Here is a 13,885-nt window from a genome sequence, read left to right as displayed (position 1 = left end):
GCCTAATTTTGGTTTTAAAAACTTGGTTAAATCTTGACCCAAGCCTGCTTCCTATGGCTTTCAATGATCCTTTCGCAGATCAAAAGCTCTCTAAGCCCATCAGCGAAAGTGGGGAAACTGGGATTCTCAGGCTGCTTTCCTTCCCTTACTGCAGTATATACTTCTTTGAACATTTGCTTGGAGGTATCAGGAAACCCTTCATTGTGACCTCCAGGAAAGCTTACCAATGCGGAAGCCTCACGGGTCAGTAGGGAAGGGTCTTTCATCAAATGTTGGTTTGCAGATTCTCTTTTTCCTACCCAAAGTTCATTAGGCCTTTCAGAACACCATTCTAAGTTTGCTTTGGAACCGGAAATTTCAATATTCAACCTATTTTTTCGCCCCGCATTGACTTGGCTTACAGTGACTGAGCCTTTGTTTCCATTGTCAAATCTCAACAATACACTTGCATGGTCTTCAGTATTGATTGGCACTTCCGCATAATCTGAGGGTTCAAGCATTTTCCCTGAATAGGTTTCAATGGCTTTCAATGGCTTTAGCCTTGTTTTATGGACTGTACTAAAATCTGCCATCACCTCAGTTACTTTTAAGCCTGTAACATACTCCGTGATATCCAATAGGTGAGAACCGATATCAGCGATTGCCCTAGAATCACCTGATTTGTCCGGCTCCAACCTCCAGTTATAATCAGTCTGCAAAAACAACCAATCCTGAAGGTAAGAGCCCATTACACTGTATACTTCGCCCAAATCGCCATTTTCACGCATGGTTTTCATCTGACGGACAAGTGGATAGTAACGAAGGTTGAAATGAACGGCATTAACCAAGCCTTTTTCTTTGGCCAATGCAACCAATTCTTCTGCTTCTTCAATTTTTGTGGCAAGGGGTTTTTCACACACCACATGTTTACCGGTCAATAATGCCGCCTTTGATTGCGAAAAATGCAAGAAATTTGGCGTACAGATGTGAACAACATCAATTTCCGGTTGCTTGAGCATTTCCTCAAAAGTGTAAGCATTAGGAATGCCTAGCTGAATTGCTTTTTCTTTAGCCAAGTCAATATTCACCTCGCAAAGTGCTGTGACTTCGATATTAGGTAACCTTCTCAATGCTTCTAAATGCGCAGGACCGATAAAGCCTGTTCCCACAATGGCTGTTTTAATCTTTTTCATAGGTCATTTGGTTTGAAATCAAAATTAAAGATAGGGTCAAGAATTCGATTTTAAAATATATTACATTCAAAAAGTCTAGCAATCCCAAGGGTTAACATTACAGCAAATTAAAAAAAAAGGCCACCACACAATGTGTGGTGGACCTCTTCACCAATTATGATTAGATAAAAAAATTAGCCAAAGTCAATGTTTTGGTTAAGGCAATAGAGTCTATTTAAGTTATGATCAATACTAATGATGAAAAGGCTACAAGGATTCCTAAAACCCTGAACACTTTTGCTAAAAAGCTTCGAAATTCGTAGTCGTTTTGTTCTTCTGTAGTTTCAAAACTGATATTTCCATCCCCATTGGAATGATAAAATGCATAAATATCTGTCTCGAAACTGTTTTTGTGAGCAAATACCAATAAAGTAATAGCAAGAATGATGCTTAGGAGTATGATGTGTGTTTTGCTGAATTCCATAGGAAAACCGGAAATTTCGCCAAGAAAAGGAAATACACCCGATTGAACAAATTGAACGGGCTGTTCCTGCAACTGCACCTGATTTTCTATTCTTATGTCCTGAGACACAGTTCCCTCATTTGCCAATAAATCATTGGCCATAAACGTCAGGCAAACCATTAAGATTGCCATTGTACTTGTTATGAATTTTTTCATTTCAAATGGAGTATAAGGATGATTACTGTTGGGCTTTTGGGTGACTCAACTGATTGAAAATAAGCAAGAAAAAAATTAATATCAAAATAATAATATAAAAATAAATCAAAATACAAATTAACTGTTGTGAAACCGTATTTTCCGAATACGAAAATTGCTTCAAATTATTTTTGTAGGTACATAAAAATGCTTCTACGTCAAATAAGAGCATTAATTAAAGACTAATTACAGTTTGTAACACATCCAATCTTTCTAAAATTGGGTATACTTTTTATCCAAAATCAAGCTCAAAAAATATACTTTTTTTAAAACTCTTAGTAAAACTGAACTTAAAATAAATTAAGTGGTTGATGAATATTTTAATTTGAATATTCTTTCAAATATGGGTACCCGCAATGTTGCACCTTGGGCTTTAGGAGGTTGTATCGGATGAGGATACTTGTCGCAGACGACAGTCCACTTTCCACTTGGTGTTTGATAGCTCCTCCAACAAATTATTGTTTGGTACATGCAAGAAGGCGGATACACATACTATCCAAAACAATTTTTAATAAATTCTAATACCTGTGTTCAAATTGTTGATGCGACCTATCAAATTCTGAAATTTTCTATTATTAAATCAATCCCAATTTTTTTGAGATGGCGTCGAATGATTCCCAAAGTAAGATAGGCTAGGAAAGGATTGTTGACAGATAGGGGATTAAATCAGGAGCTAAAGAATTCCAACATGCTGTTGCACATCTTATATCGAAAGCAATTCCTACAAACAGCATTTTTTACTAAAGAATAAAAAGAACAAAAACTGTTTATAAATTAAATGGCCGGGTTTTGTAAAACCCTATAAAAATCTTCAAATTTTAATATCTTCAGGTGCATTCGTGCAAATACTCCTATCAGCAAAATCGTTTAATTGGAAATAAGGTGAAAGCACTGCTTAATATATCAAAGATGGAACTGCAAAATGGAATCTGATAAAATCTTTGGTCTTCAATTTTATTACAAATCCATAAAGGACCTGTTAGGCAACTTATTGAAGCAATATTTTTCGAGAATAAATCAAAAGATTAGGCTCTTTAACAACTCGATGTAGTCAAAAACGAAGACCAGTAATTTTAAAGTTTTTTAAATTATCAATTAAGATTCAAACAAAGACTGCTTTTCCCTTCATTAATTCTTAACCTGCCAATGGTTTTTTTAAATACTAATGGCAAAAAAAAGAAATTGTGATTAAAGTGATAAAAAACAAATCATTGATCAGTTTTTTTGTATCCGCTTAAACCCGAAAAATGCATTCTATCACTTTCAGTCAAAAAAGGAGGTGATTTTCCTTAATACTTGAGAGTAAATGATTAAATTTTGTGGTTAATCAATCATTATTTAAAAATGGCAAACTATAACCTACGAATTAACGGAAACGATTACAACGTTGAAGTTGAAGACGACACACCATTATTGTGGGTGTTGAGGGACCATATCGGCTTGGTAGGAACCAAATATTCCTGCGGAATAGCCCAATGCGGCGCCTGTACGGTCCATGTAAACGGTGAAGCGGCCTTTTCCTGTACCTTGCCGGTTTCCAGTATCGGTTCTGATGAAATCACTACCATTGAAGGACTTTCTTCTGAAGGTGACCATCCTGTCCAAAAGGCTTGGGATGAGGTAGATACTGCACAGTGCGGTTACTGTCAAGCCGGTCAGATCATGACTGCAGCGGCATTTTTGAGAAAAAATCCAAAACCAACCATGGAAGAAATCGAAAATGCGATGAACAGAAACCTGTGCCGATGTGGCACATACCACAAAATCCGAGAAGCAGTAGCCTTAGCAGCAAAACTTAAATAATCATGGCAAATCTAACGAAAACAAATAGAAGGGATTTCCTCAAAATAGCAGCCACTGCTTCCGGGGGATTGTTTATCGGTTTCTATTGGTCAGGATGCGATTCTCCCAAGATGAAGGTTTTGACCAATGAAGAGATACTTCTCAACGCACATAATTTCAACAGCTATCTTTCCATTTCTCCAACAGGTGATGTGGTGATTTATTCCCCTAACCCGGAATTGGGACAAAATATCCTGACTTCGTTTCCAATGGTGGTAGCAGAAGAATTGGATGCCGATTGGCAGAAAGTAAGGGTCATTCAGGCCAATTTGGATGTTGAAAAATACGATAGACAACTGACCGGTGGTTCAGGTGCCATGCCGCATTCCTGGGAAAGACTCCGTAAAGCAGGTGCTACCGCACGACATCTTTTGATAGCAGCCGCTGCGACAAAAATGAATGTTGATGCAAGTACCCTTTCGACTTCCAATGGAGAAGTAATCCACAAGGAGAGCGGTAAAAAAATGGGTTATGGTGAATTGGTCACCGATGCGTCCAAACTTACTGCCCCCGAAGAGGTCGCTTTGAAAGATCCAAAAGACTTTAAGATCATCGGCACCCCTGTCAAAAACGTGGAAAACAAAGCCATGTTTACAGGACAGCCGCTTTATGGTCTTGATTTTTATAGGGAAGGCATGCTTCATGCCATGATCCAAAGGCCTCCTTTTGGCATGAAAATCAAATCTGTGGATGATGCCGCCGCAAGGGCAATCTCAGGTGTGACAGAGGTGGTTACGTTCAAAAACAACGTAGCGGTCGTAGGTAAATCCACTTGGCCACTGATGAAGGCAAAAAAACTGCTTAAGATAGAATATGAGCCGGATGGTGTCGTAGAAAGTACTTTTGACCATGACAGGCTATTTGCAGAATTGCTAAACGGTAAAACTGCAGAAGTCAAAAGAAAGGATGGTGATGTGGATGCTGCTTTCAAAAATGCCGCCCAAGTCATCACGAGTGAATACCAATGTCCATTCCTTTCGCATTCTCCCATGGAACCGCAAAACTTCTTTGCGCATGTGCAGGGAGACAAAGTCGAATTGGTAGGACCAACTCAGACTCCCGATAGGGCTAGGAATGATACTGCACAGTTGTTAGGCATTCCGCCTGAGAATATCACTGTACAAATCACAAGATTAGGGGGAGGTTTTGGCAGAAGGCTGAGAGCCGACTTCGTAACCGAAGCAGCTGAATTGTCCAAAATGATGAATGCCCCTATCAAATTAACCTGGAGCAGGGAAGATGACATGACTGGAGGAGCATATCGACCTGCAGTCAGGTATAGATTCCAAGCAGCTTTGGATGAAAGTGGAAACATGATCGGGTATAAGTTGAGGGGTGTGGGAATCAATGCGGGTAATTCTACGAGAGAAAATAATTTCCCTTCAGGAGCAGTAGAGAATGTGCTGATCGAATCTGTAGACCATAAATCTGCCATCACTACCAACGCATGGCGAGCACCGATCACCAATTTCTTGGCCTATGCTGAGCAGTCATTCTTGGATGAAGTAGCTTTGGCAGCCAAAAAAGATCCTGTCCAATTCAGATTGGATTTATTGGCAAAAGCCAAAGCTTCGCCTGTGGGTGAATTGCAATATGACGTAGATAGAATGATCGGCGTCATCAAGATGGCTGCTGAAAAATCCAATTGGGGCAAAGATGCCAATGTCATGCAAGGCTTCAGCGTGTATTTTTCCCATAGATCGTATGTCGCTCAGGTGGCAAACATCGAAATGGAAAATAACCAACCTGTTTTGAAGAAAATCGTCGCAGCAACAGACTGCGGTATTGTAGTGAATCCAACTGGTGCGAATCATCAAGTGCGGGGCGGTATCGTCGATGGCATGGGACATGCCATGTATGGAAACCTAACCTTCGAAAACGGATTGCCGAAGCAGAAAAACTTTGACACTTACCGTTTGATCAGGATGAAAGAAGTTCCTGAAATCGATGTCCATTATGTCCAAAACGGCATTGATCCAACAGGATTGGGTGAACCTGCTTTGCCGCCAACAGGTGGTGCAGTGGCCAATGCGATCTTCAAAGCAACCGGTAGAAGACTTAGGAGTCAGCCATTTATTGAACAAAAAGAATTCTCAGATATTAAATTGCAGATAAAGAGAGCCTAAAAAAATCAAGGTTATCATTTAAGCCCACCGTTGGAATTTTTTCTATGGTGGGCTTTTTTTTAAATCTCATCCTTTTTCACAACTTAGGAAAAGACATTTTTGACTGTTAAACTATTTTTTTTAATCATTTACCTTTCTCCCAAAAATCTTCGGTTAAATAGAAAACAGGCAGACCAAAAACTCGAAAAGTCACCATTAGCATGGAATTCTGAACTTTTTTACCTAGTTTAGTGTACCATAATGTGTACACATAATTTAATATCATGTTAGTAATAAGCACTAGAGAATTCCGGCAAAATCTCAAAAAATATCTAGATCTGATCGATAAGAATGAGCGAGTGATCATTCAGAGAGGAAAAGGCAAGGTCTATGAAATTTCAAACGAAATAAAAAATGATCGATTCTTTGATAACCCTGTCGTTCAGGAACGATTGGCCAAAAGCATTCAGTCTTATTCAGAGGGAAAAACGGTGAAGTTGTCTGATGAGCAATTGAAGGAACTCCTGGGTATGTGACTTTTGAGATAGAATTTACAGTTGAGGCTTTGGAGGATATTCAGAAGCTGAAAAAAACAGGTAATCAGGCGATTTTAAAGAAATTTTTCTCTTTAATTCAGGAATTAAAAGAACATCCTGAAAAAGGTACAGGAAAACCGGAAAGGCTCAAACATTTTCAGTAGAATACTTGGTCAAGAAGGATAGATAAAAAGCACAGGCTCGTTTATTTGATTGATGGGACTAAAATCGTGGTGACTATTTTAGGAGCCTATGGCCATTATGGTGATAAGTAAAATTCTTTCAAAAATTGAAAATATAGGGAAGCGTCTAAAAAAGTCATTTGCAATATAATTTGAGAGCCTATCAAGACTTTTGGTTCTGAAAAGACAAAAAAATGAGATAGGGAGCTTTTTTATTTTGGTATCGTCCATTCCGCGCCTGGTTTAAATGAAAGGTGTAAACCGCAATTTGCCAACGAATCCAAACCTTTTTTCTTATTGGAATTTGTAATTCATTTTACTAAGAATTACATTTCGTTTGGGTGTTTGCCTGAATCCAATTACAAATTGGAATTGATTAAAGGGTGGAATTACAAATCCCACCCAGTTCTAGTATAAGACGTTTGACTAGACCCCGAGGGGGGCATCAATCTCTAAACAAAACCTAGGTGGGATTAATGGTAGTTTTGGTTGATTTTCAATTTCAAATTGGTAAGAATATTAGAGTGAAGTTTCAAATTTCAGTCAGGGCCAACTTGAACTTCAGCGGTGCTGATAAGTGACTAAGCCTAGGAAGGAAATAGTAGAAAAATCGATAGATCCAAGTAATAAAGAAAGGGTACAACGAACCCAGCAGGCGGCTAAAAAGAATTTGGAAATTATTAATATGGCAAACCAAAGAATAACAACAGGTTCAATCCTTGAAATCAATATTGACAATCAATATTATTCTTATGCTCAGATTCTTCAAAATGGAAGAGGCATTGCATTTTTTGATTATAAGACAGAAGATAAGCTTATAGACTTTTCGATTTTAGAAAAATGTAATCTTTTGTTTATTGTTGTGGTATATAATGACGTCATCACCCAAGGAAAATGGCTAAAAGTTGGGAAACTACCTATTCGGAAAGAATTAGAAATTTTACCAATGAAATTTATCCAAGACACTCTAATTCCAAGTGAGTTCCGATTGTATAACCCGAACACAGGAGAAATAACAAAAGCCAAAAGGGAAGAATGCGATGGTTTAGAATATGCAGCAGTTTGGGAAGCAAATCACGTAGAGGACAGAATAAGAGATTATTATTTGGGAGTTCCAAATGTTTGGGTTAATCAGTTGAAAATTAAGTAATTATTTAAATAGACGTAAATAGGTACCAAACTTGGGTGAAGTTTGGCGTTGGTATTAAGCGAGTTTGTAACTACTATTTACTGTAATTTTTAAATTTGTATTTGATTTTATGCAAAACCATATCCGATTTAACGATTGTTTGGCTCGTCCAATTGCGAATTGAAATATAAAAGGGTTGGACTTACAAATCCCAATCACTCCAACTTCGGACATTTTAATGACCATATTAGAGGGATGTAATAGTTTTCTCCATCTAAACTTATGACTTCATTATTTCCAATGAAGGAAATATTTTACAAAGTGGTGGACTATATGAAACATAAAATTCGTTATTTTTAATAAAAAGTATTGAAATGAGCAACTCGCAATTACAAAAACTGGAATTACTTGAGTGGTTGGCAAATATCCAGGATCAAAATCTAATCAATGAACTCACTAAATGGAAAGATTCACATTATCGGATAAGTATTGATCAATATAACCGTGAATTAGAAGAGGCCAATAGTCGAATAGATTCAGGAGAATTTGTAACTCATGAAGATGTTAAAAAGGAGTCAAAATCATGGCTGAAATAATATGGGATACTAAAGCCCGAAACTCCTTTAAAAAACAAATTGATCACATTAAGAAGGATTCTATTCAAGCTGCTGAAAACGTATTTGATGAAATCTTTAGAATCCTTGACACCTTACCATCCAACCCAAAAAAATTTTCTCCTGATAAATTCAAGATCGATAATGATGGTAATTTTAGGTCTTTTGAAAGTAACAGCCTAAGAATTGCTTACCTTATCACGGACAAGCATATCAGAATTTTGAGAGTAAGACACGTAAAACAAGAACCAAAACATTATTGATATTTTGGCAGAAGTCAAAAAAATATTCACGTAATCTGAATTAAAACTTGAAAGATTCCTCATTATTGGAACTAATACTTAAATCTCATCCATCTCTCTTTCAGGCCAATAAGGTCCGGTCAAAGTAAGGTTTTGGAATAATGGATCAAATTCAAATTGAACGTCCATTTTATCCCGTTTTTGTTCATGGATATTGAGGTAGGCATTGAAATGGACCAAATCAAAATCTAACATCAACTTACCTTTCAAATCGTTAATAAATTCAATTTCCCCACCGTTCGAATCTTATTCACGGTGGTTTTTTTTTCTATCTGGGTATAAATAGCGTAACCGCTTGGCGTGAATTTGCAATTACGCCTTCATATATTTTAGAATTTGTAATTCAATTGATCTGGAACTATCTTTCGTTTGAAGGTTTGGTGGATAGTCCAATTACAAATTGGTAAAGATAAATGGGTGTAATTGCAAATTACACCGAGTCCTAGCATCCATCGTTTGACTACGCTCAAAGGGGCTTTTTTTATTTTTTCTCTTCTAATGATTTGATTAAAAAGGAATTAAGAATTTTGAACAGCTACTGGACCATGTACCTTGTTCATTCATCTTTCACCCAAAAATCTTCGGTTAAATAGAAAACAGTATCTATGAAGTAAAGGATACCATTTCTGGTCAACACATTTTCATCATGTAAATCTTCCAAAATGATTCCTAATTCAAGATTGAAATAGTCATTATTGCGGGAACAAACAAAACCATTTGATCCCATAAAAATCTTAACTTTTTCCAAATCTGTATTTTCGGTGATAGATACGTAAGCTTGACGCACAACACCATAAAGTTTTTGGTTTTCTTCAGTAAAACCAATTAAATCGTAGGCGGTGTCGGGAAAGAAAAAATTATGAAGCAATAAATTTAAAAAGTAGTCTTTCCAAGAATTGAAATATATCCCATCATTCAGTTTAAAAACGAATTCCGAATCTTACAAAAAAACTCTTTGCTCTGCACCTTGGCTTACGAACTGCGAAAAATCAATTTCAGTGATCCAAAGGCTTTTTTCAAAAATATGTATTTTTAATTTTTCCTCTTCTTGTTCTCTGACTTGCTTTGGGATTTCAATTTTTGAACTTGAATGTGAGCCATCTCCAAGGTAACTGGAGACTGCTTGGATAGTTGCTCCATACCTAACTTGGCTCTTTCCTGAAATGATATTGTGTGGTTCATGCTTCATAGGGTTATACATTATTAAAAGGTAAATATTTTAAAGAACAGAAAAAACAGTTTCATTCTTAGCTTAATTGATTAACAAAAATTGAACTACTTAGACGTATTAATCTTTATATTTAGAAAAACAAAAAAACAATATGAGTCTGGCAGAATTGCAATTAAAACTTCACCAAACCATTGATTCATTCACAGACAGTGATAAATTAAATGCTTTGTACATTTTATTAAAAGGTTCTAAGCCACCTTTTCCATCTATGCCTTTACAAGATTACATTGATGCTATTGATGAAGGCAGACAACAAATAAAAGATGGAAAATCTTCTTCATTGGAGGAATTGGAAAAAGAATCTGAAAATTGGTAAGATTGATGGTACTAAAAAAAGTTGTTTGGTCAGAAAGGGCAAAATTGTCCCTGAAAGCTCATTTTAACAAGATCAAAGAAGACTCTCCAAATGCAGCTATTAGGGTCAAAACTGAAATAATTGAAGCCTCAAAGCAACTAAATCTCCATCCAGAAAAATACCAATTGGATGAATTTTATCCCAATAATACTGGAAATATCAGAAGATTTTTTAGGTGGAGTTATAGAATCGTATATGAAATCATTGAAAATTCTATCGACATCCTAAATGTGATTCATATAAGTCAGGAGCCAATAAAAGAATAATTTGGTTCCAATGTATACCTTTACTTGTAATCCTTACATTACTTTTTTTACAAACTGCATTTAATTACTTAGAGATACCGGAAATTATCAATAAGATTATGATAGCTCATCTACTTCATAAGCTTCTCCCTTATATCTCATCCATTTCCCTTTCCGGCCAATAAGGTCCGGTCAAAGTTAGGTTCTGAAATAATGGGTCAAATTCAAATTGAATCGGCATTTCATCCCGCTTTTGTTCATGGATATTGAGGCAGGCATTGAAATGGACCAAATCAAAACCTAACATCAACTTACCTTTCAAATCGCTTATAAATTCAATTTCTCCTTTCAACTTCACCTTTTCTGCTACAGCCCCTTCTTTTTTGAAGTAATAGGAAAGAAAAATTCCTAAATCTCTTTCATTTGCTTCCAAAACTTCTTCTAGCAGGATTTCAGGATTTTTTGGTTGATCTTGTGGGTTTAGGGAAAATTTCCAGGTTTCTTGCATCTCCAAAATTAATTATTTTAACCATTTATTAGGTTTGGTTTTGCTAAAGGTTTTACATTGGAATTTACTTTGCAATTCGATGAAATACCCGATTTATTTGGATTACAATGCCACTACACCCTGTACGCCTGAGGTAATCGAAGCGATGTTGCCATGGTTTGGGCAGCACTTCGGCAATTCAGCAAGCAAAATCCATCCATATGGTTGGATGGCCGAGGATGCTGTCGAGACCGCCCGGGAACAAGTCGCCAACCTGATAGGAGCAAAACCAAAAGAAATCATTTTTACCTCAGGTGCTACGGAAGCCATCAATTTGGCCATTAAAGGGATTTTTGAACATTATAGCGGAGAAAAGCAACATTACATCAGCTGCAAAACCGAGCACAAAGCAGTATTGGATACTTTGGATCACCTTCAATCCAAAGGAGCAGAAGTTACTTATCTACCTGTTAATCAATTTGGTGAGATTGATCTTGAGGAACTGAAATCAAGCATATTGCCACATACCAAAATGATTGCCTTGATGTGGGCCAACAATGAAACCGGGCTTATCCATCAAATGGATAAAATAAAGCAAATTGCTGAAGAACGAAATATTATCCTCTTTACGGATGCAGTACAGGCGGCAGGAAAAATTCCTTTGGACATCAAAGGAATTCATTTAATGGCCATTTCTGCTCACAAGATGTATGGACCAAAAGGCGTCGGAGCATTGTATATCAGGCACAATCATCCACTTCCAAAGCCTTTGGCATTGATCGATGGGGGAGGACACGAAAAGGGATTCCGAAGCGGAACGCTCAATGTACCCGGAATTGTAGGGTTTGGAAAAGCAGCTGAACTTCGGTCAAAAAATCAAATTGTAGAAGCAAGTCGTTTAGAAAACCTTCGAAATCTATTAGAAAGCAAGCTTTTAGAAATAGAAGGAACAAGGAAGAATGGGAATCTTCAAAACAGGTTGTCTCATGTTTCCAATATTTCCTTTGGTGGGGTAGAAGGAGTGGAGCTTCTTCAAAGGGTAAACAAAGAAGTTGCCGTAAGTTCAGGTTCTGCATGTACGAGTATTTCACCAAAACCATCCCACGTTTTGGCGGCGATGGGAATTGACCCTGATTTGGGAAGGGCATCAATCCGCTTCAGTTTGGGTTTAAATACGTCAGAGTCAGAGATTATTTTTGCGGCAGACTATATCAAAAAAGTGGTGGAAACTTTGAGAAAATCCTAGCTATCATTTTTGAGCTTGAGATAATCTTCCCCGGTGTCGATGTCAATGGCTCCTTTTGGAAAATCAATGGCGTATAAATCATCTTGGTGGGCCATTACCAATTTTTTAGCACCTTCATTCCCCGTTAGGGAAAGTAGTTCCGGAAAATACTTTTTGGTAAACAATACCGGAACACCCATTGTCTCCTTATAACTGCAAGCAATGATTTCACTATGTGTATTTAATTTATTTTTAATCAATGAGTTAAGAATTTTTGAATCTACAAAAGGCTGATCCGAAAGCATCAGGATTACCTGGTCAGGATCTGAATTTTCCATCAGATAATTCAGGCCTTTTTGCATGGAAGAGGTCATCCCATTTTCCCAATTTTCGTTGACGACTCGATCTACTTTGGTATGGTCGATTTTTTCAACAATTAAATCCGCATTTGCACCCAACACCAATACGCAGGATTGGGCTTGTGAATTTTGTGCAGCCTCGACCGCAATTTCAAGAAGGGTTTTTCCCTTGAATTCAAGCAATTGTTTGGGTTGTCCCAATCGGGAAGAACTGCCTGCAGCAAGGATGATGACACCGGTTCTAATTTCCTTTTTCATCTTTCTTCATGGATGGGGCCAAGTTTGTTTTTAAGAAAATCCGGATTTTTCTTAGCCAATACGGCTTTGATTTCAGCCAAGGCCGATAATGCAATCTCCTCAGATCCTTCAGCCCCGATATCCAAACCAATTGGAGCATAGATATTTTCGGTGGGAACTTTGATTCCTTCTGATTCCAACCGTGCTATCAATTTGTCGGTTTTCTTTTTTGGCCCCAAAATCCCGATGTAGGGAAGTTCATGAAGCATCAGGTCCTTCAGCACCACTGCCTCATAGTCAAAATTATGGGTCATCAGTAAGGCAACCGTATTTTTATCAGGATTCAAACCTGAAACAGCCCTGTCAGCCGGCTCGATGATGATCTTTGCAGCGGTAGGAAATCTTTCCGTTGTCGCGTGGTTTTTTCTACCGTCAATCAAAGTCAATTCCCAGCCCATCAAAGAAGCCAATTGGGCCACAGGAATAGTGTCATTTCCAGCACCAAACAAAAGAATATGGATAGGAGGGATGATGGCTTCATAAAACACCCAGATTTCTTCCGGGTCGGAATATTGCTTTATGGAGCTTACTTGATTTTCAGCGTTGGTATTGATTTCAAGGTGAATTTTCTCAGACAATCCGGGATCTAATGTTTCGATTTTACCGAATGTGTTTCCACCTTTAGACAGCACTCGGGTGCCTATTTGCTCTCCACGGGTATTTTTCAAAGAAAAAGCAGTAACCAAAACATTTGGAAGCCGGTCACTCAGTGCCACTTTCAACAATTCGGCAGGATTGGATTCATCCTCAAAATCAAGAGGCTCGATCAGTACTTGAATGATACCGTTACATCCCAAACCAACACCGAATTTTTGGTCATCTTCATCTGTGGTATCATAGGTCACAAGCATTGATCTTTGTTGAAAAATGACCGTTTGGGCTTTTCTGAGTGCATCACCTTCAAGGCAACCTCCACTGATAGCTCCGGTCAATTCTCCATCTTCAGTAACAAGCATTCTTGCGCCAGGTCGTCTGTAGGCAGATCCATCGACTTTTACGACTGTTGCCAAGGCTGCTTTTTGCTTTCTGATCTTGCAATTTTGATATGCTTGAATGATTTGTTGAAGGTCTTTCATCGTTATGGGTTGGAATTGGAATTTTAAACCG

The 13,885-nt window shown here is 37.6% G+C and carries 16 protein-coding genes and 2 pseudogenes; 10 read left to right on the top strand and 8 right to left on the bottom strand.

Features of this window, described 5'->3' with window-relative positions; genetic code table 11:
• Positions 1-26: 26 nt before the first annotated feature.
• Together MMU07_RS14405 and MMU07_RS14400 are read right to left on the bottom strand one after the other, a co-directional pair.
• Positions 27-1,172, bottom strand: coding sequence for a Gfo/Idh/MocA family protein (locus tag MMU07_RS14405; protein WP_241126576.1), 1,146 nt, complete (start codon positions 1,170-1,172; stop codon positions 27-29).
• Between the two features lie 214 nt (positions 1,173-1,386).
• A complete protein-coding gene (locus MMU07_RS14400; protein WP_241126575.1) occupies positions 1,387-1,830 on the bottom strand; it encodes a hypothetical protein in 444 nt (147 codons plus the stop codon).
• 1,383 nt (positions 1,831-3,213) lie between these two features.
• Here MMU07_RS14400 and MMU07_RS14395 point away from each other — a divergent pair.
• The 7 genes and pseudogenes from MMU07_RS14395 to MMU07_RS14365 all read left to right on the top strand — a co-directional run bounded on the left by MMU07_RS14395 (position 3,214) and on the right by MMU07_RS14365 (position 8,540).
• Positions 3,214-3,672 carry a (2Fe-2S)-binding protein gene (locus MMU07_RS14395; RefSeq protein WP_241126574.1) on the top strand — a complete coding sequence of 153 codons (459 nt, stop codon included), beginning with the start codon at positions 3,214-3,216 and terminating at the stop codon, positions 3,670-3,672.
• A gap of 2 nt (positions 3,673-3,674) precedes the next feature.
• Positions 3,675-5,837: a xanthine dehydrogenase family protein molybdopterin-binding subunit gene (locus MMU07_RS14390; RefSeq protein ID WP_241126573.1), complete on the top strand. Its 2,163-nt coding sequence runs from the start codon at positions 3,675-3,677 to the stop codon at positions 5,835-5,837.
• Between the two features lie 263 nt (positions 5,838-6,100).
• On the top strand, positions 6,101-6,352 hold the full coding sequence (locus MMU07_RS14385) for a type II toxin-antitoxin system Phd/YefM family antitoxin (RefSeq protein ID WP_241126572.1): 252 nt from the start codon (positions 6,101-6,103) through the stop codon (positions 6,350-6,352).
• A pseudogene (locus tag MMU07_RS14380) lies at positions 6,349-6,627 on the top strand (Txe/YoeB family addiction module toxin). The gene MMU07_RS14385 and the pseudogene MMU07_RS14380 overlap by 4 nt, the downstream one beginning before the upstream one ends.
• Positions 6,628-7,111: 484 nt before the next feature.
• Positions 7,112-7,684 carry an Imm26 family immunity protein gene (locus MMU07_RS14375; RefSeq protein ID WP_241126571.1) on the top strand — a complete coding sequence of 191 codons (573 nt, stop codon included), beginning with the start codon at positions 7,112-7,114 and terminating at the stop codon, positions 7,682-7,684.
• 353 nt (positions 7,685-8,037) lie between these two features.
• Complete coding sequence (locus MMU07_RS14370; RefSeq protein ID WP_241126570.1) at positions 8,038-8,259, top strand: hypothetical protein; 222 nt, start codon at positions 8,038-8,040, stop codon at positions 8,257-8,259.
• Complete coding sequence (locus MMU07_RS14365) at positions 8,247-8,540, top strand: type II toxin-antitoxin system RelE/ParE family toxin (RefSeq protein WP_241126569.1); 294 nt, start codon at positions 8,247-8,249, stop codon at positions 8,538-8,540. Before MMU07_RS14370 ends, MMU07_RS14365 begins: the two co-directional genes overlap by 13 nt.
• 78 nt (positions 8,541-8,618) lie before the next feature.
• Here MMU07_RS14365 and MMU07_RS14360 read toward each other — a convergent pair whose 3' ends face one another.
• From MMU07_RS14360 to MMU07_RS14350, 3 genes and pseudogenes are all read right to left on the bottom strand, one after another.
• Positions 8,619-8,774 (bottom strand): hypothetical protein, encoded by a 156-nt coding sequence (locus MMU07_RS14360; protein ID WP_241126568.1) that lies wholly within the window; start codon positions 8,772-8,774, stop codon positions 8,619-8,621.
• A gap of 361 nt (positions 8,775-9,135) precedes the next feature.
• A pseudogene (locus tag MMU07_RS14355) lies at positions 9,136-9,504 on the bottom strand (putative polyvalent protein kinase domain-containing protein); the annotation flags it as partial.
• 15 nt (positions 9,505-9,519) lie between these two features.
• Positions 9,520-9,768, bottom strand: coding sequence for a hypothetical protein (locus tag MMU07_RS14350; protein ID WP_241126567.1), 249 nt, complete (start codon positions 9,766-9,768; stop codon positions 9,520-9,522).
• Between the two features lie 133 nt (positions 9,769-9,901).
• Between MMU07_RS14350 and MMU07_RS14345 the strand changes: the two genes are divergently transcribed.
• Entirely contained in the window at positions 9,902-10,126 is a 225-nt protein-coding gene (locus MMU07_RS14345; RefSeq protein ID WP_241126566.1) for a hypothetical protein, read from the top strand.
• A 5-nt stretch (positions 10,127-10,131) separates the two neighbouring features.
• Entirely contained in the window at positions 10,132-10,431 is a 300-nt protein-coding gene (locus MMU07_RS14340) for a type II toxin-antitoxin system RelE/ParE family toxin (RefSeq protein ID WP_241126565.1), read from the top strand.
• Positions 10,432-10,561: 130 nt separating this feature from the next.
• On the opposite strand, the gene MMU07_RS14335 is transcribed toward MMU07_RS14340, so the two are convergent.
• The gene (locus MMU07_RS14335) at positions 10,562-10,918 is read right to left on the bottom strand and encodes a hypothetical protein (RefSeq protein WP_241126564.1); all 357 of its coding nucleotides are present in this window, start codon (positions 10,916-10,918) and stop codon (positions 10,562-10,564) included.
• A gap of 79 nt (positions 10,919-10,997) precedes the next feature.
• Between MMU07_RS14335 and MMU07_RS14330 the strand changes: the two genes are divergently transcribed.
• Complete coding sequence (locus MMU07_RS14330; protein WP_241126563.1) at positions 10,998-12,143, top strand: cysteine desulfurase family protein; 1,146 nt, start codon at positions 10,998-11,000, stop codon at positions 12,141-12,143.
• Here the strand turns inward: MMU07_RS14330 and MMU07_RS14325 are convergent.
• Positions 12,140-12,739: a nucleotidyltransferase family protein gene (locus tag MMU07_RS14325; protein ID WP_241126562.1), complete on the bottom strand. Its 600-nt coding sequence runs from the start codon at positions 12,737-12,739 to the stop codon at positions 12,140-12,142. The two genes, MMU07_RS14330 and MMU07_RS14325, sit on opposite strands and share 4 nt — an antisense overlap.
• Positions 12,736-13,854: an XdhC family protein gene (locus tag MMU07_RS14320; protein ID WP_241126561.1), complete on the bottom strand. Its 1,119-nt coding sequence runs from the start codon at positions 13,852-13,854 to the stop codon at positions 12,736-12,738. Before MMU07_RS14320 ends, MMU07_RS14325 begins: the two co-directional genes overlap by 4 nt.
• Between the last annotated feature and the right edge of the window lie 31 nt (positions 13,855-13,885).

It is taken from the genome of Cognataquiflexum nitidum, from assembly GCF_022538055.1.
Taxonomy (GTDB): domain Bacteria; phylum Bacteroidota; class Bacteroidia; order Cytophagales; family Cyclobacteriaceae; genus Cognataquiflexum; species Cognataquiflexum nitidum.
Note: the sequence above shows the minus strand (reverse complement) of the source record. Positions and strands in the feature narration are given on the sequence as shown.

Excerpts from the sequence above, each read along its gene's own strand:
- MMU07_RS14330 (WP_241126563.1), top strand. The coding sequence starts at position 10,998 with ATGAAATACCCGATTTATTTGGATTACAATGCCACTACACCCTGTACG.
- MMU07_RS14400 (WP_241126575.1), bottom strand. The coding sequence starts at position 1,830 with ATGAAAAAATTCATAACAAGTACAATGGCAATCTTAATGGTTTGCCTG.
- MMU07_RS14390 (WP_241126573.1), top strand. The coding sequence starts at position 3,675 with ATGGCAAATCTAACGAAAACAAATAGAAGGGATTTCCTCAAAATAGCA.
- MMU07_RS14395 (WP_241126574.1), top strand. The coding sequence starts at position 3,214 with ATGGCAAACTATAACCTACGAATTAACGGAAACGATTACAACGTTGAA.
- MMU07_RS14325 (WP_241126562.1), bottom strand. The coding sequence starts at position 12,739 with ATGAAAAAGGAAATTAGAACCGGTGTCATCATCCTTGCTGCAGGCAGT.
- MMU07_RS14340 (WP_241126565.1), top strand. The coding sequence starts at position 10,132 with ATGGTACTAAAAAAAGTTGTTTGGTCAGAAAGGGCAAAATTGTCCCTG.
- MMU07_RS14350 (WP_241126567.1), bottom strand. The coding sequence starts at position 9,768 with ATGAAGCATGAACCACACAATATCATTTCAGGAAAGAGCCAAGTTAGG.
- MMU07_RS14405 (WP_241126576.1), bottom strand. The coding sequence starts at position 1,172 with ATGAAAAAGATTAAAACAGCCATTGTGGGAACAGGCTTTATCGGTCCT.
- MMU07_RS14320 (WP_241126561.1), bottom strand. The coding sequence starts at position 13,854 with ATGAAAGACCTTCAACAAATCATTCAAGCATATCAAAATTGCAAGATC.
- MMU07_RS14365 (WP_241126569.1), top strand. The coding sequence starts at position 8,247 with ATGGCTGAAATAATATGGGATACTAAAGCCCGAAACTCCTTTAAAAAA.
- MMU07_RS14385 (WP_241126572.1), top strand. The coding sequence starts at position 6,101 with ATGTTAGTAATAAGCACTAGAGAATTCCGGCAAAATCTCAAAAAATAT.
- MMU07_RS14370 (WP_241126570.1), top strand. The coding sequence starts at position 8,038 with ATGAGCAACTCGCAATTACAAAAACTGGAATTACTTGAGTGGTTGGCA.
- MMU07_RS14345 (WP_241126566.1), top strand. The coding sequence starts at position 9,902 with ATGAGTCTGGCAGAATTGCAATTAAAACTTCACCAAACCATTGATTCA.
- MMU07_RS14335 (WP_241126564.1), bottom strand. The coding sequence starts at position 10,918 with ATGCAAGAAACCTGGAAATTTTCCCTAAACCCACAAGATCAACCAAAA.
- MMU07_RS14360 (WP_241126568.1), bottom strand. The coding sequence starts at position 8,774 with ATGTTAGATTTTGATTTGGTCCATTTCAATGCCTACCTCAATATCCAT.